This is a genomic window from Amycolatopsis sp. NPDC114504, from assembly GCF_055633595.1.
Window position 1 is genome coordinate 958,133 of the sequence record NZ_JBVKDU010000004.1, and the last position, 20,662, is coordinate 978,794.

General features: G+C 71.9%; 26 protein-coding genes and 1 pseudogene. 9 read left to right on the plus strand and 18 right to left on the minus strand.

Going from position 1 to position 20,662, the window contains the following annotated elements; genetic code table 11:
• Genes ACZ7PG_RS34030 through ACZ7PG_RS34065 form a run of 8 tightly spaced genes read right to left on the minus strand, consistent with a single transcriptional unit; the run spans position 1 to position 5,824 of the window.
• The gene (locus tag ACZ7PG_RS34030) at positions 1-1,119 is read right to left on the minus strand and encodes a CHAD domain-containing protein (RefSeq protein WP_470243244.1); all 1,119 of its coding nucleotides are present in this window, start codon (positions 1,117-1,119) and stop codon (positions 1-3) included.
• Positions 1,116-1,523 carry a hypothetical protein gene (locus ACZ7PG_RS34035; RefSeq protein WP_470243245.1) on the minus strand — a complete coding sequence of 136 codons (408 nt, stop codon included), beginning with the start codon at positions 1,521-1,523 and terminating at the stop codon, positions 1,116-1,118. The genes ACZ7PG_RS34030 and ACZ7PG_RS34035 overlap by 4 nt, the downstream gene beginning before the upstream one ends.
• Positions 1,520-2,431 carry a universal stress protein gene (locus tag ACZ7PG_RS34040; protein ID WP_470243246.1) on the minus strand — a complete coding sequence of 304 codons (912 nt, stop codon included), beginning with the start codon at positions 2,429-2,431 and terminating at the stop codon, positions 1,520-1,522. Before ACZ7PG_RS34040 ends, ACZ7PG_RS34035 begins: the two co-directional genes overlap by 4 nt.
• A complete protein-coding gene (locus ACZ7PG_RS34045) occupies positions 2,415-2,663 on the minus strand; it encodes a DUF1918 domain-containing protein (protein WP_470243247.1) in 249 nt (82 codons plus the stop codon). Before ACZ7PG_RS34045 ends, ACZ7PG_RS34040 begins: the two co-directional genes overlap by 17 nt.
• A 13-nt stretch (positions 2,664-2,676) precedes the next feature.
• The gene (locus tag ACZ7PG_RS34050; RefSeq protein ID WP_470243248.1) at positions 2,677-4,056 is read right to left on the minus strand and encodes a DUF4389 domain-containing protein; all 1,380 of its coding nucleotides are present in this window, start codon (positions 4,054-4,056) and stop codon (positions 2,677-2,679) included.
• Entirely contained in the window at positions 4,053-4,415 is a 363-nt protein-coding gene (locus ACZ7PG_RS34055; protein ID WP_470243249.1) for a hypothetical protein, read from the minus strand. The genes ACZ7PG_RS34050 and ACZ7PG_RS34055 overlap by 4 nt, the downstream gene beginning before the upstream one ends.
• The gene (locus ACZ7PG_RS34060; RefSeq protein WP_470243250.1) at positions 4,412-4,999 is read right to left on the minus strand and encodes a CBS domain-containing protein; all 588 of its coding nucleotides are present in this window, start codon (positions 4,997-4,999) and stop codon (positions 4,412-4,414) included. Before ACZ7PG_RS34060 ends, ACZ7PG_RS34055 begins: the two co-directional genes overlap by 4 nt.
• Before the next feature lie 18 nt (positions 5,000-5,017).
• Positions 5,018-5,824 carry a universal stress protein gene (locus ACZ7PG_RS34065; protein WP_470243251.1) on the minus strand — a complete coding sequence of 269 codons (807 nt, stop codon included), beginning with the start codon at positions 5,822-5,824 and terminating at the stop codon, positions 5,018-5,020.
• A gap of 127 nt (positions 5,825-5,951) precedes the next feature.
• Here ACZ7PG_RS34065 and ACZ7PG_RS34070 point away from each other — a divergent pair, with 127 nt between their 5' ends.
• Positions 5,952-6,569, plus strand: a complete 618-nt coding sequence (locus tag ACZ7PG_RS34070; RefSeq protein WP_470243252.1) for a hypothetical protein — start codon at positions 5,952-5,954, stop codon at positions 6,567-6,569.
• On the opposite strand, the gene ACZ7PG_RS34075 is transcribed toward ACZ7PG_RS34070, so the two are convergent.
• Together ACZ7PG_RS34075 and ppk2 are read right to left on the minus strand one after the other, a co-directional pair.
• Entirely contained in the window at positions 6,560-6,751 is a 192-nt protein-coding gene (locus tag ACZ7PG_RS34075; RefSeq protein WP_470243253.1) for a hypothetical protein, read from the minus strand. The two genes, ACZ7PG_RS34070 and ACZ7PG_RS34075, sit on opposite strands and share 10 nt — an antisense overlap.
• Positions 6,752-6,766: 15 nt before the next feature.
• A complete protein-coding gene (gene ppk2 / locus ACZ7PG_RS34080; protein ID WP_470243254.1) occupies positions 6,767-7,579 on the minus strand; it encodes a polyphosphate kinase 2 in 813 nt (270 codons plus the stop codon).
• Positions 7,580-7,722: 143 nt separating this feature from the next.
• Here ppk2 and ACZ7PG_RS34085 point away from each other — a divergent pair, with 143 nt between their 5' ends.
• Complete coding sequence (locus ACZ7PG_RS34085; protein WP_470243255.1) at positions 7,723-8,241, plus strand: hypothetical protein; 519 nt, start codon at positions 7,723-7,725, stop codon at positions 8,239-8,241.
• A gap of 76 nt (positions 8,242-8,317) precedes the next feature.
• On the opposite strand, the gene ACZ7PG_RS34090 is transcribed toward ACZ7PG_RS34085, so the two are convergent.
• Together ACZ7PG_RS34090 and ACZ7PG_RS34095 are read right to left on the minus strand one after the other, a co-directional pair.
• On the minus strand, positions 8,318-10,582 hold the full coding sequence (locus ACZ7PG_RS34090; RefSeq protein WP_470243256.1) for a heavy metal translocating P-type ATPase: 2,265 nt from the start codon (positions 10,580-10,582) through the stop codon (positions 8,318-8,320).
• On the minus strand, positions 10,572-11,003 hold the full coding sequence (locus ACZ7PG_RS34095) for a DUF2267 domain-containing protein (protein WP_470243257.1): 432 nt from the start codon (positions 11,001-11,003) through the stop codon (positions 10,572-10,574). Before ACZ7PG_RS34095 ends, ACZ7PG_RS34090 begins: the two co-directional genes overlap by 11 nt.
• Positions 11,004-11,156: 153 nt before the next feature.
• Here ACZ7PG_RS34095 and ACZ7PG_RS34100 point away from each other — a divergent pair, with 153 nt between their 5' ends.
• Together ACZ7PG_RS34100 and ACZ7PG_RS34105 are read left to right on the plus strand one after the other, a co-directional pair.
• Positions 11,157-12,047, plus strand: coding sequence for an Acg family FMN-binding oxidoreductase (locus ACZ7PG_RS34100; RefSeq protein WP_470243258.1), 891 nt, complete (start codon positions 11,157-11,159; stop codon positions 12,045-12,047).
• Between the two features lie 129 nt (positions 12,048-12,176).
• A complete protein-coding gene (locus tag ACZ7PG_RS34105) occupies positions 12,177-12,707 on the plus strand; it encodes a DinB family protein (protein WP_470243259.1) in 531 nt (176 codons plus the stop codon).
• Between the two features lie 25 nt (positions 12,708-12,732).
• Here ACZ7PG_RS34105 and ACZ7PG_RS34110 read toward each other — a convergent pair.
• Positions 12,733-13,202 (minus strand): annotated as a pseudogene (locus tag ACZ7PG_RS34110) (ArsI/CadI family heavy metal resistance metalloenzyme).
• An 83-nt stretch (positions 13,203-13,285) separates the two neighbouring features.
• Here ACZ7PG_RS34110 and ACZ7PG_RS34115 point away from each other — a divergent pair.
• Genes ACZ7PG_RS34115 through ACZ7PG_RS34135 form a run of 5 tightly spaced genes read left to right on the plus strand, consistent with a single transcriptional unit; the run spans position 13,286 to position 16,272 of the window.
• On the plus strand, positions 13,286-13,648 hold the full coding sequence (locus ACZ7PG_RS34115) for a metalloregulator ArsR/SmtB family transcription factor (RefSeq protein ID WP_470243260.1): 363 nt from the start codon (positions 13,286-13,288) through the stop codon (positions 13,646-13,648).
• Complete coding sequence (arsB, locus tag ACZ7PG_RS34120) at positions 13,645-14,709, plus strand: ACR3 family arsenite efflux transporter (protein ID WP_470243261.1); 1,065 nt, start codon at positions 13,645-13,647, stop codon at positions 14,707-14,709. Before ACZ7PG_RS34115 ends, arsB begins: the two co-directional genes overlap by 4 nt.
• Positions 14,706-15,113: an arsenate reductase ArsC gene (locus tag ACZ7PG_RS34125; protein WP_470243262.1), complete on the plus strand. Its 408-nt coding sequence runs from the start codon at positions 14,706-14,708 to the stop codon at positions 15,111-15,113. Before arsB ends, ACZ7PG_RS34125 begins: the two co-directional genes overlap by 4 nt.
• A 56-nt stretch (positions 15,114-15,169) precedes the next feature.
• Positions 15,170-15,505, plus strand: a complete 336-nt coding sequence (locus ACZ7PG_RS34130) for an ArsR/SmtB family transcription factor (protein WP_470243263.1) — start codon at positions 15,170-15,172, stop codon at positions 15,503-15,505.
• On the plus strand, positions 15,502-16,272 hold the full coding sequence (locus ACZ7PG_RS34135) for a methyltransferase domain-containing protein (protein WP_470243264.1): 771 nt from the start codon (positions 15,502-15,504) through the stop codon (positions 16,270-16,272). Before ACZ7PG_RS34130 ends, ACZ7PG_RS34135 begins: the two co-directional genes overlap by 4 nt.
• On the opposite strand, the gene ACZ7PG_RS34140 is transcribed toward ACZ7PG_RS34135, so the two are convergent.
• The 5 genes from ACZ7PG_RS34140 to ACZ7PG_RS34160 form a co-directional block, all read right to left on the minus strand.
• Entirely contained in the window at positions 16,248-16,877 is a 630-nt protein-coding gene (locus ACZ7PG_RS34140) for a CBS domain-containing protein (protein WP_470243265.1), read from the minus strand. The two genes, ACZ7PG_RS34135 and ACZ7PG_RS34140, sit on opposite strands and share 25 nt — an antisense overlap.
• Positions 16,878-16,895: 18 nt before the next feature.
• A complete protein-coding gene (locus ACZ7PG_RS34145; protein WP_470243266.1) occupies positions 16,896-17,777 on the minus strand; it encodes a universal stress protein in 882 nt (293 codons plus the stop codon).
• Positions 17,778-18,203: 426 nt separating this feature from the next.
• Entirely contained in the window at positions 18,204-19,205 is a 1,002-nt protein-coding gene (locus ACZ7PG_RS34150) for a zinc-binding alcohol dehydrogenase family protein (protein ID WP_470243663.1), read from the minus strand.
• Positions 19,206-19,453: 248 nt separating this feature from the next.
• The gene (locus ACZ7PG_RS34155; protein ID WP_470243267.1) at positions 19,454-20,059 is read right to left on the minus strand and encodes an SAM-dependent methyltransferase; all 606 of its coding nucleotides are present in this window, start codon (positions 20,057-20,059) and stop codon (positions 19,454-19,456) included.
• A 161-nt stretch (positions 20,060-20,220) separates the two neighbouring features.
• Positions 20,221-20,598, minus strand: a complete 378-nt coding sequence (locus ACZ7PG_RS34160; protein ID WP_470243268.1) for a hypothetical protein — start codon at positions 20,596-20,598, stop codon at positions 20,221-20,223.
• Between the last annotated feature and the right edge of the window lie 64 nt (positions 20,599-20,662).

Sequence of the window (20,662 nt, forward strand, 5' to 3'; positions counted from 1 at the left end):
CTACGTCCACAAAGGACGAAGGTCCCGCCGGAGGTCGCGCCACGCTCCGGGCAACGCCGACGCGCACCGCTCGGCCGCGGCCGCTTCGGCGTCCAACGCGGTGGCGAACCCGCCGTACCGGGCTCGCAGCAGCCGCAGGTGCTCTCGCGCGACGACCGCGTCCTGGAACTCGCCGAGCAGGTCCTGGAAAGCCCGCAACGGTTTCGCGTCGACCGGCAGCACGTCCGCACCGGCCTCGAGCGCGTACCTCAGCCGTTTGGCGGCCTTGCGCACGTCGTGCACCGCGCGATCCCGATCCGGTGCGGCGCGCAGGGCGGCGACCCGGCCGTCGACGTCTCCGGCGACCGCACGGGCGAGGCCCGGCAGCACCTTCGCGGCCGGTCGCCGAGCGGCCTTCCGCCACTCGCGCCGCGGCTGTTCGCTCAGCACCACTTCGAGGACGTCGAGCGCGTTGAGCAGCTGCACGTACCGGTGGCTGTCCAGGGCGCGCCGCACCCGGGTGTTCGCCTGCTCGGAGAGTTCCGCGAAGTAGGCGTCCGTCCGCTCCCGCGCCCAGGTCCGGGACCGCGCCCACTGGACTTCGGTGTCGCGCGCCGGGGCGAGCTCGCCGCCCAGCCAGCGCAGGGCACCGCCCAGCTCCTTCAGCAGCTTGCGCCCGCCGAGCACGGGCGCGTAGGTGGAGAAGACGCCCCGCAGCCGCCGGGCGGCCACGCGCATCCGGTGCACGGAATCGGACTTCCCCTGCCGCACCGCCAGATCCGCGGCCGCCAGCGCGGCGATCTGCTCCCGCACGTACGCCAGGACGAATCCCCGCGCCGAGTCGTCGGGTGGCCGCGGCGGCACCGCGAGCCGGTCGCCGAGCAGGGCCCGCAGCTCGGCGGCGCCGCCCCGCAGCCGGGCAACCGGCACGAGCTCGTCGTCACGGGTGTAGGCGCGCACGAGCCGGGCCAGCGTCGGCGGCACACCCGCGGCCGAGCCGGACATGCCGATCGGCCCATCCGGGGTGTCGAGGCACCACCGTCCGGCATCGATGCCCAGTGTCAAGCCGTTCCGGAGCAGGCGTAGCGACTCGGTGTCGAAGAACTCCGTTTCGTGCAGGACGGTGACGGTCGCGCTCATGACGACGCCAGCCGTCGGCGAGCCAGCAGTGCCAACCCGAGCAGCACGAGCAGGAGCACCAGGGTCACCCACTGGACCGGGGCTCGCACGCCGATCACGCCGAACTGGATCGCCAGCCAGCCCGCGAGCACCGCGCACGCGGCCAGCGCCGCGACCGGCGCCCGGAAGTCGATCCGCCAGGCGAACACCGACGCCGACGCCAGCGATCCGCCGACCACGAGGACGAGCGCGATCCCGGGCAGCACCCAGCTGGTCAGACCCAGCGGGGAAAGCCAGTCGACCGGCAGCGCGAACCCCGGCGCTCCGGCGATCAGGGAGATACCGCCGTACACCGCGCTCGCGGCGAGCAGCGTCTCGAACGTGGCCAGCACCCGCATCGTGGCGCGGGTCCGCAGCGTCGTCACGTCCCGCTCCCGGTCCGCTGGGGTCGCACCACCGCCACCGGGCACGGCGCGTGCGCGATCAGCGCCTGGCTGGTCGAGCCGAGCAGCATGCCGGTGAAGCCGCCGCGGCCGCGGCAGCCGACCACGATCAGCTGAGCGTGCTCGCCGCGTTCCAGCAGGGCGCGGACCGGCCGCCCGCGCGTGACGTCGAACCCGATCGCGAGGTCCGGGTACTTCTCCTGCCAGCCTGCCACCTGCTGGGCGAGCTTGTCCCGCTCCGCCTGCTGGATCGCCGCCGGGTCCTCCTCCAGTGGGTGCGGGCGGAGCATTCCGTCGGCGAGGACGTCGCTCCACATGTGCACCGCGACGAGCCCGGCGCCACGCAGGCGGGCTTCTTCGCAGGCGAACGCCAACGCGGCTTCGCTGTCGGGCGAGCCGTCGGCACCGACCACGACCGGGCCGGCGGCCGGGGGCGGGTCGTGCGGAGTGCGGCCGCGGACGACGACGATCGGGCAGTGGGCGTGCGCCACGATCGAAACGGCGGTCGAGCCGACGAGCAATCCGGTGAACCCGCCCAGTCCGCGCGAGCCCAGCACGACCAGCTCGGCGTGCCGGGACTCCTGGATCAGCGCGGTGACCGGGCTCCACTCCCGCGCCGCGGTGACGATCTCGGCGCCGGGCTGCGCTTCGAGCACCGCGGCCTTCGCTTCGGCGAGCCACTCCTCGGCCTGTTCCGCGAGTCCGGCGCGGACCTGCTCGTGGGTGCCGAACACGACCGGCGCGCTCACCTGGGGCAGGGTGTAGACCTGCACCAGCCGCAGCGGACGGCCGCGGCGGGTGGCTTCCCCACCGGCCCAGACCGCGGCCTGGACCGCGGACGACGAACCGTCGATCCCGGCGACGACCGCACCGTCAACGAACGCGGACATGACCGTCCTCCTCGTGGAGGATCCGCTCCACCCGCTCGTGTTCTTCACGGGCCGTAACCACGATGGCGTCGGGGCCGGGGAAGACCGTCGACACGTGGTCGTCGGCCGTCCAGCGGACGACGTACGGCGGAGACCCGTCGGCCGAGCGGACCTCGATGATCCGGCCGCGCTGTTCGGGCGCGTCGACCCGCGGCCCCTTGACGACGAGCCAGTCGCCCAGCTGTGCGTGCATGATCGTTCCTTCCTCAAATGTCCACTGTGGACGGCTCAGGTGGGGTGGGTGCCGCCGGGCGCCGCGAAGCGCGGTGCGCGGCGACGCCGATCAGGACGACGCCGCCCGCCAGCGCCACGAACCCGGAGGCGAGCAGGCCCAGTGCGATCCAGCCCAGCGCGGGCGCGGTCGCGCCCGCGTCGGCGCGCACGGAAACCCCGCGCGAGCCGTCGGCGTTCATCACGACGGCGGTCCACTGCCCGTCGAGCACCGGCCAGCCGACGGTCTGCGTGCCCGCGCCCGACGCGCTCGCGACCCACACCCCGGCGTCACCGGGCAGGACAGCCGGGGCGCCGCCTGAGTGGGGCCGGTCCCCGGCGGTCGTGTACTCGGTCGCCGCCAGGTACCTTTCGACGTCGGCCGTGGGGCCGATGCCGATGAAGACCGGGCGACCGGCGGTGCCGGTCACGCGGATCCGGACGTCGCCCACGAAGCTCGTGATCTTCGGTGCGGCCACCCCTTCCAGCCGGACCGGGTCGGTAGCGACCGCGTAGCCGGTCGAGACGAACGTGGTCGACGCTGTCAGGTAGCCGTCGGCGTCACGCTGGGTGCGGTCCGCCCACAGCACGGCCCCGCCGCCGGTCAGCAGGCCCATCGACCCGAGCACGAGCACCGCGCCGGTCACCGCGGCGGCGATGCGGCCGCCCGTCCAGCCGCCCGCGTGCGGGTGGGCCGGCTGCGGGTGCGGCGGCTCGTGCCCCGCCTCGGCGCCGCCCATGTCGAGCCGGAACGGCGGGTATTCGTCGGTCATCAGGGACACGTAGGCCGCGACGCGCAGCACCCAGCGATCCATGCCGAGCACGAAGTCGAAGATCGGCCGGGGGTAGCGGCCGGTGAACAGCAGGACGACACCGGCCACGACGACCAGTACGCCCACGAGACCACCGGCGGCCCAGTCGAAGCCGTCCCCGCTCGCGCGGAACGCCAGCCAGCTGCCGCCGCCGACGAACAGGCCGATGATGAGGAGGTGCGGGACGGCCAGCAGCCACCACTTCACCAGCACCAGGCCGCGGGAAAGCCTTTCGGGGTAAGCGATCTCGAGCCGCGCCGGGTAGTCCGGGACATCGGCGAAGGTGAACGGCGGGTACCGGTCGGTGCCCAGCGCGGCGTAGGAGTAGTACTGCACCCGCCAGCTCCAGCGCAGCACGCCGGAGGTGAACTCGAACAACGGCCGCGGGTACCGGCCGGTCACGAGGATCGCGAAGAAGGCCGCGATCGTGACGAACGGGTAGGCGAACCACAGGAACGCCAGGATGAGGTAGTGCGGGACGGCCAGCAGCCACTTCACCAGCCAGAGTCCGCGCGACAGCGGCTCGTCCAAGGTCGCCTCGACCCGGACCGGGTAGTCGGTCATGACACGCTCCTTTCCGCGTGGGCCAGGCTCGTCCCGATCTCGCGACCCCAGGCGCGGATCGAAGGCCAGTCCCGGTTGTCGGCGTCGGCGACCCGCAGCGCCGCCACCGCGGCGCGTTCGGGGACGTTCAGGGTGTGGCGGTCGATCCTGCCGCCGAACAGCCGGTGCCCGTGGGCGTCGAGCCGCCGCACCAGGTCGTCGACGACGACCGCGTCGAAACCCTCGACCGAGTGCACCAGGCCCGCGTCGCGGACCTCGACCAGTGACCACTGGCCGGCGTCGGTCAGCGCGATGGCCACGCTTTCGGCGATTTCCCTGGTGGCGCCGTGCCGGGTGGCCACCGCTACGAGGATCTTCATGTCGTCACCGAAGCCTCTTCCCACAGCTCGACACCGACGACGCCGTAAACCGTCCTCGCCAGCGCGGTCACGACGCGGCGCTCGGCCTCGTCGACGAAGACGCCGCGGATCGTCACCATTCCGCCGGTGACGGAGATCGTCCACCGGTCGCGGTGGCCGGAGTAGTCGGTCAGCAGCGCGTTGAGGTGCGAAGCGATCGTGTCGTCCTGGCGCACCAGCGGGCTGAGCATGTCGCGGCGGCTGACGATGCCGACGAGCACGCCGTCGTCGTCGACCACCGGGATGCTGCGCAAGCGGTCGCCGAGCATGCGCCGGGCGATCTCGATGACGTCGGTGTCGAGCTCCACCGTCTGGGCCGGGGTGGTCATCTTGGAGCCCACCAGGAGCTCGGCCGCCGGCCCTTCCCCCGCGACGCCGCTGCGCAGCGCGTCGGCTTCGGTGAACATCCCGAGCACGGCGTCCTCCGCCCCCACCACCGGCAGGGCCGCGACGCAGTGCTCGGTGAGCAGCACGATCGCTTCCCGGACCGGTGTTCCCGGGCCGACCCGCACGACGGGCCTGGTCATGATGTCGCGTGCCTTCACGACGGCTCCTCTCTGAGATCAGTGCACGATGGCGACCGGGCAGGGCGCGTGCGTGAGCAGGGCGTTCCCGGTCGAGCCCAGTACTCCGCCGGCGACCGGGCCGCGGCCACGCGTGCCGACGACGATCAAGCGAGCGCCGGGCGCCACGTGCTGCAGGGCGCGCGCGGGTACGCGGTCCCGCACGACCTGGGTGAAGACCTCGAGGTTCGGGTACTTGTCCTGCCAGGCCGCGGCCCGCGTCTCCAGTTCCCGCTGTTCGGCGACGCCGTCTCCGGTGTGCCAGGCGTGCACGACCAGCACCGCGGCCCGTGCCGCGTCGGCCGCCTCGAACGCGAACCGCAGCGCGTGTTCCGCGGACTCCGTCCGGTCGATCCCGACGACGACCGGGCCCGTCCGGGCCCGCTGGTGACCGGGGACCACCACGACGGGGCACGGCGCCTCCGCCGCCACCCGCAGGGCCACCGAGCCGATCAGCGCGCCACGCAGACCACCGAGGCCGTGGGAGCCGAGTACCGCGAGCGCCGCGTCGGCGGCTTCCTCGAGCAGCAGGTCGACGGCCAGGCCGAGCCGGACCGCGGTCTCGACCCGCACGCCGGGCGCCACCTCGCGCGCGATCTCGGCGGCGCGGTGGAGCCAGCGGTAGACGTGTTCGAGCAGCAGTTCGTCGTGCTCTCGCGGAGGCGTGTCGTCGAAGATGCAGGCGTGCACGAGCCGCAGCGTCGTGTCGCGGCGCTGCGCTTCTTTCGCCGCCCAGCGAACAGCTTCGAGCGACGGCGCCGAGGCGTCGACCCCGGCGAGCACCGGGCGGTTCCGGGTAGCGGTCATCGGGTCCTCCTGCGGTCCGGAAATTCAGCATGGGCCGGGCGGGTACTCGCCGGTCAGAGCACGAAGTCCCTTTCGCCGGGGACCAAATCCGCCTGCCCCCGCGGCCGGCTTCGCCGACGCTGGAGCGATGACCGCACCCGATCTGTTCATCGACCACTTCCTGCCGCACCCGCACTTCGAGCTGGTGCGCACCGAGATCGTGGACGCGCCGGTGAAGGAGACCTGCTCGGCGGCGCGCGAACTCGACTTCACCGACGTCCGCGGCGGCGTCCTTTCGGCCGCGGCCTGGCTGCGCCTGCTGCCCGAACGCCGGCACAACCGCCGCCACGGCCCACCCCGGCGCCCGACCCGGCTGACCCCGGACAACCTCGACGCCGGCTCGGACTGGACCCTCCTCGGCGACCGGCCGGGCAGCGAGTTCGCGCTCGGCGTCGCGGGCAAGTTCTGGAAGCCGGTGATCACCTGGCGCCGGGTGCCGACCGACGAGTTCGCCGCGTTCGACGAGCCCGGGTACGGGAAGCTCGTGCTGGCCGTGTCGGCGTTCCCGTACGGTCCGCACCGCACGGTGCTGACGGTCCACACGCGGATCCGGCTGAGCGACCCCGAGAGCTGGCTGAAGTTCCGCCGCCACTGGCGGATCTTCCGGCCCGCCCTCGGTTCCGTTCACACCGCGCTCGTCCGCACGATGGCCGCGAACGCCCGCGAACGGGCCCTCGCGGCCTACACGCGCACCGGTCAGTCCTGACGTCCCGCCGCCGGCCGCCGGGGCTCGTCCTCGGTAGCCGGAACGACGTCCTCTTCGTTCTCCTTCACCGCGTGGTGCTCGACCGCGTGCAGGTAGCGACCCACGTTCGGGCCGTGCCGGCCGCGCTCGGCGACGTCGCGACGCGCCTCGGCTTCGATGACCGCCTTTTCCTTCTCGTCCATTGTTCTCTCCTCCGGTCAGTGCGGCAGCAGGCTCGCCGCGTGGTCGGGTACGTAGGTCTGCAGCCGCCGGTCGGTGCGGAAGTAGCCGCTCGGCTCGGGCCTCGGTGGCAAGGAGACCGCCTGACGCGGCACCTCGAAGTAGGGCACGCTCGCGAGCAGGTGCGCGATCATGTTCAGCCGCCCGCGCCGCTTCTCCTCGCTTTCCACCACGTGCCAAGGAGATTCGGCGGTGTCGGTGTGGACGAACATCTCGTCCTTCGCCCGCGAGTAGTCCTCCCAGTGCGTCACCGACTGCAGGTCGATGGTCGAGAGCTTCCAGCGGCGCATGGGGTCGTCGATGCGCGCGGAGAACCGGCGCTCCTGTTCGTCGAGGCTGACCGAGAACCAGTACTTGCGGAGCAGGATGCCGTCGTCGACGAGCAGCCGTTCGAAGATCGGGCACTGCTGCAGGAACCGCCGGTGTTCTTCGGGGGTGCAGAACCCCATCACCCGCTCGACGCCGGCGCGGTTGTACCAGCTGCGGTCGAACAGCACGATCTCGCCCGCGGCGGGCAGCTGCTCGACGTACCGCTGGAAGTACCACTGCGTGCGTTCGCGTTCGGTGGGGCTCGGCAGCGCCGCGATCCGCACCACGCGCGGGTTGAGGTGCTCGGTGACGCGCTTGATCGTGCTGCCCTTGCCGGCGGCGTCCCGGCCCTCGAACACCACGACGAGGCGAGCCCCTTCGGCCCGCACCCATTCCTGGAGCTTCACCAGCTCGGCCTGCAGGCGCAGCAGCTCACGCTCGTAGCTCGCGCGCGGGATCCGCGCCTTCTTCCGTCCGGCCATGCCTCGACAGTAGGAATCCCCCGCATACCGGTGCTGCGGCCGGACGTCGGCTGAGCAGGGGTCTTTGGTCATTTCTCTCCGGGGCCAGTGCGACACAATGGGCCTATGCCAGCAGACTTCGCAGTCCGACCCGGACCGCGCCAGTGAACACCCTGTCCGCCGTTGTGAGCCCGCTGAGCGCGGTGATCGGCGTGATCATCGGCGGCTACATCACCTTCCGTTCCCAGGCCCGGCAGAAGAACGTCGAGTTCGAAATCGCGGTCTTCCACCGCAAGCAGGACGCCTGCATCGCGCTCCTTCAGGCGGTCCGTCGCTACCGTCGATACGCCATGTACAACGACGTACCGGTGCATGAAGTACCGGGAAGCGAGACGACGAAAGGAAGCTGGTCGATCGAAGGCAGTGAGCCGTACATCCAGGCGTACGACGAGGCGATCTCGCAACTGTCGATCGTCATGACGTCACAGGAAGTGGTCGAAGTAGCTCGGGACGCGCACTGGAAGTTGCTCAAACTCCTGCGGTCCCGAGCACGGGACGGTTTCGGGCAGATTCCGACAGAGGTAGTCCACGCATGCCGAGCGGCCGAAACAGAGTTCGCCGAGGTCTCCCGGCGTGCGCTGCTGGAGGACAGCCCGATGCGCCGGAAAGGGCGTTCGTCGTAGCTGACTCACCGCCGTCACGATCGACGGCTGACACTCCGGTGTGGTTCCGCCGCTGATCTACCGCAGCCGACTCCGTTCACCGAGACGGCAGCGTGAAGTACGCTTCCTCCTCCTGCGCGAAATGCAGGGTCAGCACGGCGTCCAGGCCGTAGAGCGTCGCCCTCAGGTCGTCGACCTGATCGGGCTGGATCCCGTCCGGCGCCTCCGTCAGGTGCCGCTGCAGGCGCCGGGCGAGCCGGCCGATCTCCGCGTGCTCGCGGCTCATCGTCACCGTGCCCTCCGGTCCGCCCAGCGCCTCGGCCAGCGCCGGGTACAGCTCGGTCTCCTCGGCCTCCTCGTGCGGCAGCAGCTGGTCGGTCAGCAGCCGCGCGGCTGTCCGCGCCGCCGCGTCGGCCGCCGGAGACGGACCTCCGGCCAGTGCGTCGGCGGCCTGCCGGACGGCTGCGCGCGCGGGGAGCAACCGCTCGTGTTCCGACTCGAACCTCCGCACCATCGCCGCCGGTGCCGGTCCCCGCGCTTTCCGGTCGCCGAGGGCGCGCAGCGCGTTCAAGATCACCACGACGTCGATGGCTTCCTGGACGAGGGCACCCGCCACCGGCACCAGGAAGCCGCCGGCCGCGGCGAGCATCGCCACCAGGGACAGCAACGTCCCCGCCACCGCGCTCTGCACCGCCAGCCGGTGCGACCTGCGGGCGATCTCGGCGGCGTCCGCGAGCCGGTCGAGGCGGTCGTCGAGGATGACCGCGTCGGCGGCCTGCGCGGCCGCCGTCGCTCCGCGCGAGCCGAGGGCGACCCCGACGTCGGCCGCGGCCAGCGCGGGCGCGTCGTTGACGCCGTCACCGGTCATCACGGTCACACCGCGGGCGCACGCGGCGTCGACCTCGGCGACCTTCTCCGCCGGCGTCACCTCGGCGTGGACGTCGTCCAGGCCGAGCATCGCGGCGACCTCGCGGGCGTTGTCGACGCGGTCGCCGGTGAGGAGCCGGACTTCGCCGATCCCGGCGGCGCGCAGCCGGCGCATCGTGCGGGCCGCGTCCGGCCGGATCGGGTCCTTGGCCAGCAGCGCGGCGACCGGTTCGCCGTCGAACTCCACCCACAGCACGGACGCGAGATCGAGCCGGCCACGGCGGGCCGCGCCCCGCGCCCACGCCGGCAGGTCGCTCCGGCGGGAGCGGCCGACCCGCACGCGCCGCTCGCCGATCCTGCCGCCGACGCCCGCACCGACCTCCTCGGTGACGTCCTCGGCGGGCGCCGGCCCGACTCCCGCCGAAGCCGCGGCCCGCACGACCGCCGCCGCCAGCACGTGCGGCGAGTACTGCTCGATACCGGCCGCGTGGGCGAGCACCTCGGCCAGGTCGTGCTCCGGCGCGCAGACGACATCGGTGATCTCGGGCCGACCCCGCGTCACGGTGCCGGTCTTGTCCATCAACAGCACCGAAGCCCGGCCGAGCGCCTCGAGCGCGGCGCCGTCCTTGACGACGACGCCGGCCTTCGACGCCCGGGACATGCCGCCGGTCACCGCGATCGGCACGGCCAGCAGCAGCGGGCAGGGCGTCGCGGTCACCAGGACCGCGACCGCCCGGCCGGCCTCTCCGGTCAGCACCCAGGCGAGCGCGGCGATCAGCAGGGACGCGGGCAGGAACCAGACCGCGACGCGGTCGGCGATCCGGGCCACCCGCGCGGTGCGCGCCGCGGCCTGCTCGGCGAGCCGCACGACGCCGGCGTAGGCGCTGTCGGCCGCGGCCGCGCTCGCCAGGACGTCGACGGCGGCCCCGGCGTTGACCACTCCACTGTGGACGGTGTCGTCCGCGGGCCGCGGCACCGGCAGGGGCTCGCCGGTCAGCGCGGACTCGTCGAAGGTCCCGCCGTCGGGCAGCACGCCGTCCACCGGCACGACCTCACCCGGTAATACGACCACGAGCTGCCCGGGCCGCACGGCGTCGACCGGTACGGTTTCCTGGCCGGCCGGAGTCCGCAGGTGGGCCACGCGCGGGGCCCGATCGAGCAGCGCCGTCAGGTTCCGGCTCGCCCGCCGCTGCGCCCCGGCTTCGAGGACGCGTCCGGTGGCGACCATCGCCGCGACGATCGCGCCCGCGAGGTACTCCCCCACCGCGAGGGTGGCGACCAGCGCCAGCACGGCGAGCAGGTCGGCGCCCCAGCGGCGGGCGCGCAGATCCGCCGCGACCCACACCACGGCCGGGACCAGGGTCACCAGGTCCGCGCCGGCCCAGACGACGTTCGCGGCGACCGGGGCGGCCAGCCACCACGCGACACCACCGGTCGCGACGAGCAGCAGGACGCCACCGAGCAGGGCGGCCTCCCGCCGTGCTTCAGGTCGCACGGCCGACACCGATGAGCAGCTCGGCGAGGCGGTCCGGCAGCAGCTTCAAGACGTGGTCGAGCTGACCCGGCGAGCAGAGCTCGTCGAGGGCCTCGGTCACCGCCGCCGCGGCAGCGGACGTTTCGGCCCGGGTGATGCCCGCCGAGCCGGCGAACCGCGCGACGAACCCGGAGGTGTCGTAGCGGGTCGGTACGTGACTCGGTGTCCAGCCCTCGTAGTAGACGCCGCGGAGGAGTTCCGGCAGCTGCGCCGCGAAGTGGACCGCCACCTCGACCGTCAGCCGGTCGCGCACGGTGTGCAGCCACGCCCGGAGCATCCGGTAAGCGGCTTGGCGGTCTTCGGTGCCGAGCCGGTCGCCCACCACGACCAGCCACCGGTGTGCGGTGTTCTCCGCGTGGGCGAAGGGATCGTTCGAGTGCATGGATCCTCCCGGGTGTCGGCCCAGGGTCGGCCGCCGGGCCTCGGCCGGAAAGGGCCTAAGGGCCTCAACCGGGTCCCTTCGACGAAGCCCTTCGACTCTGGGTCCGAGACCGGCCCGGAGCAAGCATGGGGACAGGCGATCCGAGGAGGAGCGATGGACCACACGATGCCCGACGCGTACACCGTGAGGGCGGCCGTCGCGCTCGCGGTGCGCGCCCCTTCGGTGCACAACTCCCAGCCGTGGCAGTGGCACTTCAGCGGCCGCACGGTCGAGCTGCGGGCCGACCGGCGCCGCCGGTTGCGGCGCGCCGACCCCGACGGACGCGACCTGTTCGTCAGCTGCGGCTGCGCGCTGCACCACTTCACGGTCGCCGCCGCGGCGCTGGGCTGGGCCGCACAGGCCCACCGGCTGCCCGACCCCGCGCAGCCCAACCTGCTGGCCCGCATCGACCTGGTGCCCCACGACACCCGCGACGGCGACATCGCCCTGGCCGCGGCCATTCCCCGGCGCCGCTCGGACCGCCGGCGCTTCGCCGGCCGGCCGCTGCCGGTGCGTGACGAGGTGTTCCTGCAGAAGAGTGCGTCCGACCAGGGCGCGGTCCTGCGGATCGTCACGGAGGCAGCGCCCCGGTCCGCGCTCACGGGCGCGGCCACGGAGGCCTCCGGTCTGCACCGGGCCGACCCGGACTACGAGATCGAACTGGCGGCGTGGAGCGGGCGCGACTACGCCCCGGACGGCGTGCCCGCGCGGAACGCCGTCCTCGCCTCGGTTTCGCCGCACGAACTGCGGGTGCGCGAGTTCGCCGGCGCGCGGCTGCCGGACACGGCCGGTGCCGACGGCGCGGTCCTGACGGTGCTCGCCACCGCGGGAGACACCGCTCTCGACCACCTTCGCGCCGGAGAGGCCGCCAGCGCGGTGCTGCTCACCGCGACCCGGCTGAACCTCGCGTCGTGCGTGTACACCGAGCCGAGCCGTTGGAGCTCACGAGCACGCGCGGCCTGGTCCGGGACTGCGTGCTGGGCGGCCGGCTCGAACCGCAGCTGATCGTGCGCGTCGGTCGCCTGCCCGAGAACACGGCTCCCCTGCCGGCGACGCCGCGGCGACCGATCGGAGAGGTTCTCCGGCCGTTCCCCCACCCGTACGGCACGGGGCTGCCGATCCCCGAACAACTGCGTGGCCGGTGAGGTGCGGGTGGACCGGGCGGCTGTGCACGAGGAGCTGGAGCGGGCGCGCAGGACCTTCCACGAGCTGCTGGCCGGCGTGAGCGAAAGCGATCTGCGGCGGGCGAGCACGGGTACGCGGTGGAACAACCGTCAGGTGCTGTTCCACATGCTGCTCGGCTATCTGATCATCCGCGCCCTCCTACGGTTGGTCCGGCTGTTCGATCGGTTGCCCCGCGGGACGAGCCGGCAGTTCGCACGTCTGATGAATGCGGGGACTGTGCCGTTCGACGCGGTGAACTTCGCCGGCTCCTGGCTCGGCGGCACCCTGATGCGACGGCATTGGATGCTGACGCTGTTCGACCGGACGATCGCGGCGCTGCACCGCCGCCTCGACCGCGAAACGGACGACGAACTCGCACGGGGCATGCACTACCCGACGCGGTGGGACCCCTTCTTCCAGGACTACATGACCCTGGCCGACGTCTACCGGTTTCCGACGCGGCACTTCGACTTCCACCGCCGTCAGCTGACCTTCGGCTAGAGCAAGGTCGTCCGGGGTTCGGAGTTCAGGAGCAGCAGCCTTCGGGCCGGGCGGCTTGGCCGGTCTCGGCGTCGGGTGTGCAACACGTGGCCGGGGTGGCGATCGCGGACTGTCAGTGCCGAAGGTCTGCGAGTCGGCCTTGACGGTGTAGACCTCCCACGGTTCCTGGCCGGGACCGTGCACCCACACCTTGTCCTGCACGGCGTAGCAGCAGGTGGTGTTGTCCTCGGTCAGCGTCTCCAGGCCCTCGCCGGTGAGACGCTTGCTGGCTTCATCGACCTGGTCGGTCGACTCGACCTCGATCCCGAGGTGATCCATGACGGTCGCCTGGCCGGGCTCACCCTCCAGCAGCACGAGCTTGAGCGCGGGTTCGGCGATGGCGAAGTTCGCGTACCCGGGCCGGAGCTTGGCCGGTTCCGCGCCGAACAGCTTCGAGTAGAAGTCGATCGAGCCTGCGAGGTCCCCGACCCGCAGCGCGAGCTGTACCCGTGACATCCCATCCTCCTTGGATAGGCGTTCATCAAATCACTGACGAGACTTAGATTGTCCTCTACTTAGAAGTATGTCAAGATAGGCGCATGCCTAAACAGCTGCCGATCGTCGCGATGGACGCCTGCTGCTCCCCGCTCGCCCGCGAACCGCTGAACGAGGACCAGGCCGTCGAGCTGTCGAAGCTGTTCAAGGCGATGGCCGACCCCGTGCGCCTGCGACTGCTGTCGCTGATCGCCTCCCACGCCGGAGGTGAGGCGTGCGTGTGCGACCTGACCGACGCCTTCGATCTGACCGGCCCGACCATCTCCCACCACCTCAAGGTGCTGCGCGAGTCCGGGCTGATCACCGGGGAACGGCGCGGGACCTGGGTCTACTACCGCGTCCACCCCGAGGTGCTGGCCCGGCTCTCGGCCGTGCTGGTCCCCGGTGACGCGATCGTCCCGGCGTGAGTGACACCGTCGTCGGCAGGCTGTCCATCCTGGACCGGTTCCTGCCCGTCTGGATCGGCGCCGCGATGGTCGCCGGGCTGCTGGCCGGCCGGTGGGTTCCCTGGCTGAACGCCGCGCTGTCCGCGGTGCAGGTCGACGGGATCTCGCTGCCGATCGCCCTCGGGCTGCTGGTCATGATGTACCCGGTCCTGGCGAAAGTCCGCTACGACCGGCTCGGCACCGTCACCGCCGATCGGCGACTGCTGTGGCCCTCGCTGGTGCTGAACTGGGTCGTCGGCCCGGCGCTGATGTTCGCCCTGGCCTGGCTGCTGCTGCCGGGCCTGCCCGAGTACCGGACCGGGCTGATCATCGTCGGGCTCGCCCGCTGCATCGCCATGGTCATCATCTGGAACGACCTCGCCTGCGGTGACCGCGAAGCCGCCGCCGTGCTCGTCGCGCTGAACTCGGTGTTCCAGGTGCTCGCGTTCGGCCTGCTCGGCTGGTTCTACCTGTCCGTCCTGCCCGGCTGGCTCGGCCTCCCCCAAGCCGACCTCGCCGTCTCCGGCTGGCAGATCGCGAAAAGCGTGCTGATCTTCCTCGGCATCCCCCTGGTCGCCGGCTACCTGACCCGCCGTCTCGGCGAACGCGCCAAAGGCCGAACCTGGTATGAGACGCGGTTCCTGCCCAAGGTCGGCCCGGCCGCGCTCTACGGGCTGCTGTTCACCATCGTGGTCCTCTTCGCCCTGCAAGGCGAGCAGATCACCGCCCGACCACTGGACGTCGTCCGCATCGCGGTGCCGCTGCTGGTCTACTTCGGACTGATGTGGGCCGGGTCGTATGCGTTCGGCCGCGCTGTCGGCCTGTCCTATGAGCGCACCACGACGCTCGCGTTCACCGCTGCGGGCAACAACTTCGAACTCGCTATCGCCGTGGCCATCGCCACGTTCGGCGCGACCAGCGGGCAGGCACTCGCCGGGGTCGTCGGGCCACTGATCGAAGTCCCCGTGCTGGTCGCACTCGTGTACGTGTCCCTGGCGCTGCGCCGCCGCTTCACCCCGGCCCCGGTGGAGGTCACCCCGTGAAAACCCCTGAAGTCCTGTTCGTCTGCGTCCACAACGCCGGCCGCTCCCAGATGGCCGCCGCGCTGCTGGACCACCACGCCGCCGGCCGCGTCACCGTCCGCTCCGCCGGGTCGACCCCGGCGAACGAGGTCAACCCGGCCGTGGTCGCGGTCATGGCCGAACTCGGGATCGACGTCTCCCGCGAGTTCCCCAAGCGCCTGACCACCGACGCGGTCGAGGCCGCCGACGTGGTGATCACCATGGGCTGCGGCGACGCCTGCCCGATCTTCCCCGGCAAGCGCTACCTCGACTGGCAGCTCGACGACCCCGCCGGCCTGCTCGTCGAGCAGGTCCGACCGATCCGTGACGAGATCGACCGCCGGGTCCGCGCCCTGCTCGCCGAGCTGGTCCCCGCCGTCACCTGAGTCTTCCGCGAGAAGCTTTCATCGTTTATCGTCGATCGACGATGAAAGGGGCTGCCGTGCTGGATCGCGCTACCGCCGAGACCTACGCCGGCTGGTTCCGGGCGCTGGCCGACCCGACCCGGGTCCAGATCCTCAACCTGCTGGCCTCCACCGGCGCACCGATGACGGTCGGGCAGATCGTCGAGCGGGTCGACGTCGGCCAGTCCACCGTGTCCGCCCACCTGAAAGTCCTCACCGAAGCCCGGTTCGTGCTCGCCGAACCACGCGGCACGGCCCGGCTCTACCAGGTCAACCAGCGCTGTGTGTCCTGCTTCCCCACCGCCGCCGACGTCGTCATGGGCCGCGAAGCCGTGCCGTTCGCGGCTGTCACCCGCGAGGAGACCGCCGGATGAACCCCGACCGCGACGCCGTCCGCGAGCGCTACGCCAACGCAGCCCGGAACGCACTCAACGGTGAAGTGACCGGGCTGCTCGCCGGCGACGAAGACAAGCTCGGCGCCGTCCATTACCCCGGCGAGGAGATCCCACCGGCGTGGGCCGCGGCCAGTCTCGGCTGCGGCAACCCCTTGGCCGTCGCCGACGTGCATCCCGGGGAGACCGTGCTCGACCTCGGCTCCGGCGGCGGACTCGACGTCCTGCTCTCCGCGCGCCGCGTCGGCCCCGGCGGCCGCGCCATCGGCCTGGACATGACCGACGACATGCTCACCCTCGCCCGCCGCCACGCCGAGCAGGCCGGCGTCACGAACACCGAGTTCGTCAAGGGCACCATCGAACAGATCCCGCTGCCGGACGCCTCGGTCGACGTCGTCATCTCCAACTGCGTGATCGCGCTGTCCCCCGACAAACCGGCTGTGTTCGCCGAGATCGCCCGCGTCCTGCGCCCCGGCGGCCGGCTCGGCATCACCGACATCCTGGCCGACGACATGCTGACCGACGCCGAACGCGCGGCCCGCACCGGCGCGGTCGAATGCCTCGGCGGGGCGCTGACCGCCGCTCGCTACCGCACTCTCCTCCGCGACGCCGGGTTCACCGCCATCGACGTCCGGCCCACTCACGAAGTCGGCGACCGGCTGCACTCGGCGATCATCCGCGCCACCCGGCCGACGTCGTCTCGACCGCCGGGTGAGCCCCCTGATCAAGCCACGTCGTTCCAGACGTAGTCCAGGCGGTTGCGTACCTCCACGACTCCGGACAGCTCCTGGATCAGCCGCGTCACCGGGTCGATGTCACTGCGCCGCTCGACCCGGCCCACGACCGTCACGATCCCGGCGCGCACCTCGACGCGCACGCGGTCCGGGCCGAGGTTCAGCTGCTCGCGCAGCACCCGGACGCTGACCTCCCGCTCGAGGTCCGCGTCACCGCGGGTGAAGACCCGGACCAGGTCGCGGCGGGCCAGGACGCCCGCCACCTTCCCGTTGCGCAGCACGAACAACCGGCGCACGCCGGTGCGCGCGAACTTCGCCGCGGCGGCCGCGAGCGGGTCGTCGGACCCGATCGTGACGACCGGGCTGGTCATCAGGTCCTTGGCGGTGCACGCCGTCGCCTTGCGGGCCAGCCTGCGGTCCCGCCACCGGGGCTTCGGGTCTTCCCACAGATGCGGCAGCAGGTCGGCTTCGGAGACGACGCCGACGAGCGCGCCCGTCTTGTCGACGACACCGACCGCACTGATCCCGTTGCCGGTGAGCAGCTCGGCGATGTCCTTGAACGGCGTCTGCGGGGGGACGGTGATCGGGTCGGCGGTCATCACCGCGGATACCGTGGTCATGGCAGGACTCCTTGCGTTTCAGACGTTTTCGGTGCGGACGACCATCACCGGGCAGGCGGCGTGGTGGAGCAGGGCCTGGCTCGTCGAGCCGAGGACGAGACCGGTGAAGCCACCGCGGCCACGGCTGCCGACGACGACCAGCTGCGCGCCGTGGCTCGCCGAAAGCAGGCGGGAGCGCGGCTTGTCGTGCTCGACCCGGCGCTCGACGGACACGTCCGGGTACTTCTCCTGCCACCCGGCGAGCCGTTGCGCGAGCAGCCGCTGACCGGAGTCCCGCAGGGATTCGCCCTGGAACGCGACATTGCCGTCACTGAACAGGCCGGCCGTGTCGCCGTCGTGCCACGTGTGGAGGGCCACGAGCGGCGCGCTGCGGATCGAGGCCTCCTCGAAGGCCCACGCGATCGCCGCTTCGCTGAGCGGGCTGCCGTCGGCGCCGACGACCACCGGGCCGTCGACGCTCTCGTTCCCGCGCACGACGACGACCGGGCAGTGCGCCTTGGCGGCGAGGTCGACGTCGGGCGAACCGCTGAACAGGCCCGCGATCGGGCCGACGGGCTCGCCGGTGACGAGCAGCCGGCCATGTCCCGAGACTTCCAGCAGCGCGGGGACCGGGCCGCGGTCACTGGCCTCGGTGGCGATCTCCAGACCGGGGACGGCGGCTTCGAGGGCCGCACGCGTCTTTCGCAGCAGCTGGTCGGCCTCCGCTTCCTTGACCGCGAGCCAGTCCGACGGCGGATAGACCTTGCCGCCGAACGCGACGTCTTCGTAGCCGTACGCGGTGAAGACGAGCAGCGAAGCGTGCCGGCGGGCCGCTTCCCCGGCCGCCCACAGCGCGGCCGCGGCGGCGCTCTCCGAGCCGTCGACGGCCACCACGATCGGCGGGTTTCCGGTTGCGACCATGACATTTCCCTCCGCGGTTCGAGTTCGTGGGCCCGACGGTAGGTCGCCGGCCGTGGCGGTCGCTGCGGTCGTTCGTCCCCGTGCCGAGTGACCTTCGGCCGCTCCTGGCCGCACGACGGTGCGGGCATCGTGAGCCGCGAGGAGGTTTCCGCGATGCGACAGGAATGGCGAGACGCCGCGGCGTCCGTGCCGGTCTTGGCCACGGTCGCCTGTACGTCGGCTACGTGACCGGCGGAGCGGCGCTGTGGGTCCACGGCCCTCGTGCGATGGCCGTGACAGCGCTCGTGCCGGGCCCGGCTGCGTACGTGTTCGGTGCGCGGGCCCGGACCCGCGCGTCGGACTGATCGTGACGTTGCGGGTGGTGACCACGGTCCGGCACGTCCGCGCCCCGGCCGGGCGGCCGTGACCAGCCGGCCGGTGGCCGGGTCAGCCGGCCCGCAGCACCGCCGCGCCGTTGACCCGGTCTTCGGCGAGGTCGGTCAGCGCCTGGTCCGCTTGGTCCAGGGCGTAGGGCACCGTGCTGACGCTCAAGTGGTGGGTACCGGCGAAGTCCAGGAACTCCCGCGCGTCGGCCCGGGTGTTCGCCGTGACACTGCGCACCTGACGCTCCTGGAACAGGTGCTGCCGGTAGTTCAACCCCGGCACGTCGGACAGGTGGATGCCCGCGATGGCCAGCGTTCCGCCAGGGTCGAGCGCTTCCAGCGCCGGCAGCACCAGCTCGCCGGCCGGGGCGAACAGAATCGCGGAGTCCAACGGCTCCGGCGCCGGGTCCGCGGCGTCGCCGGCTGACGCCGCACCCAGTTCCAAGGCCAGCTTGCGCGCGTCGGCGCTCCGGGTCATGACGTGCACGGTGGCGCCACGGGCGAGGGCGACCTGGGCGGTCAGGTGGGCGCTCCCGCCGAAGCCGTAGATCCCGAGCCGGCCGTGTTCCGGCACTTCGGCCCGGGCGAGGGCGTGGTAGCCGATCAGCCCGGCGCACAGCAGCGGCGCCAGTTCGTCGTCGGTGTAGCCGGCCGGCAGCGGCAGCGCGTAGGCCGCCGGCACGACCGCGAACTCGGCGTAGCCACCGTCGGCGTCCCAGCCCGTGTAGCGCGACTCCGGGCAGAGGTTCTCGCGCCCGCGCAGGCAAAACCGGCATCGGCCGCAGGTTTCGCGCAGCCACGCGATACCCACCCGATCGCCGGTGCCGAACCCCGTGACGTCGTCGCCGAGCGCGACGACCTCGCCGACGACCTCGTGCCCCGGCGTCACCCCGGGCCGGTGTACGGGAAGGTCGCCTTCCGCGACGTGCAGGTCCGTCCGGCACACGCCGCACACGAGTACCCGCACCAGCAGCTCACCCGCGGCCGGCCGCGGCACTCGTACCCCGGCCCGTTCGAGCGGCCCCGAAGCCATCGGGCCCGGACGGGTAACGCGCCAAGCCGTCATCGACGTCGGCAAATCCATGGGCGGCCTCCTCAATCGCGGACGGATTCGGCCAGGATGCCGCCACCAACGGCGCGGCGCGACCTTCCCCGGTCCTCGCGGTCGGGGACGTTCGGCCATTTCGCGTCCGGGACCGCCGCGAAAATGCGCGAAGAAGTGTGCTGACCATGTCAACACCGTCCTCGCTCGATGCCGAGGCGAGTGAGTCCCGGTGACGGGTCACCGGGACTCACTCTGGTGTCAGCGATCCATCAGAGCGAAGACGCCCCAACCGAGGTACTCACGCTGTCCTGGTCGGCCAGGACCATCTCCACGACGTCACACCCCAGCTCTCCGAACTGTTCCAGCAGTTCCGGCAGCGCGCGGAAGTCGTCTTCACTCGTGGCGTGGCAGCCTTCGACGGTCGCCTGGTCCAGGGGTTCCCTGCGCCAGTACGGTTCGCCGATCAGCATCACGCCGCCCGGGCGCACGCTGCGCCGGAGCAGGTCCACGGTGCCGGCGACGCCACCACCGATCCAGGACGCGCCGACACACGACCCGATGTCGACCGGGTCGTCGGCGACGTGGTTCGACGCGTCACCATGGGTGAAAGCGACCTGCTCGGCGACCTCCAGCTCGATCGTCCGCGCCCGGGCCGAGGCCAGGAACACGGTGCTGATGTCGACGCCGGTTCCGGTGATGCGGTGATCGCGCGCCCAGGTGCACAGCAGCTCGCCCGAGCCACAAGCCAGGTCGAGCATCCGAGTGCCCGGCGCCGGATTCAGCGCCTCGCCCAGGACAGCCAGTTTCCCGCTGGTGAGCGGGTTGTGGATGCGGTGGCCGCTTTCGCGGATGGTGAAGCTACGGGGTAGATCCACTTCGGGGATTCCTCACGTCCAAGGGGTAGTTCACAGCGCTGAGTCGGCGGTCGACGGCCGGGCCACCCGGATGAGTGGGCGTACGGCGGTACGCGCGCTCATGCCGAAGAGCGTGTGCGGAGAATGCCGTATCCGGTCCAGCCCGGACCGTGTCGCCCGAGCTACCCGGCCGCTTCGTCGAGGCGATGCAGTGCGTTGCGAAGGTTGCCGCTGCGGCAAAGGTCTGCGAGCGCGATGACCATGTTGTCCACGCCGGGCTCACGGACGACAATGCCGTCGAAGCACCAGAAGTAGCTTCCCCCGCCGTGCTCTCCGGTGCCGGCCCATTCCCGCATGAGACGTTCTACCTCGGCCAGCGTGAAGATCGTCACGCTCCAGCGAGAGCCGTCAGGCAACCGAACTTCGGCATCGACGTTCGCCACCGCCTCGAGTCGTTCGCCACCGCCGACCATGAAGGTCACATCGAAGACCGAAGTCCGGACTCGATAGAACGACCCGTCCCAGCCTCGAGCGACAATCGCGCACTCCTCGCTCTTCACGAGGAGACAGCCTATCCGGCCGCGATCCGCTCCTGGATGTCCGCTCATGCCGACGAGCGGGCGC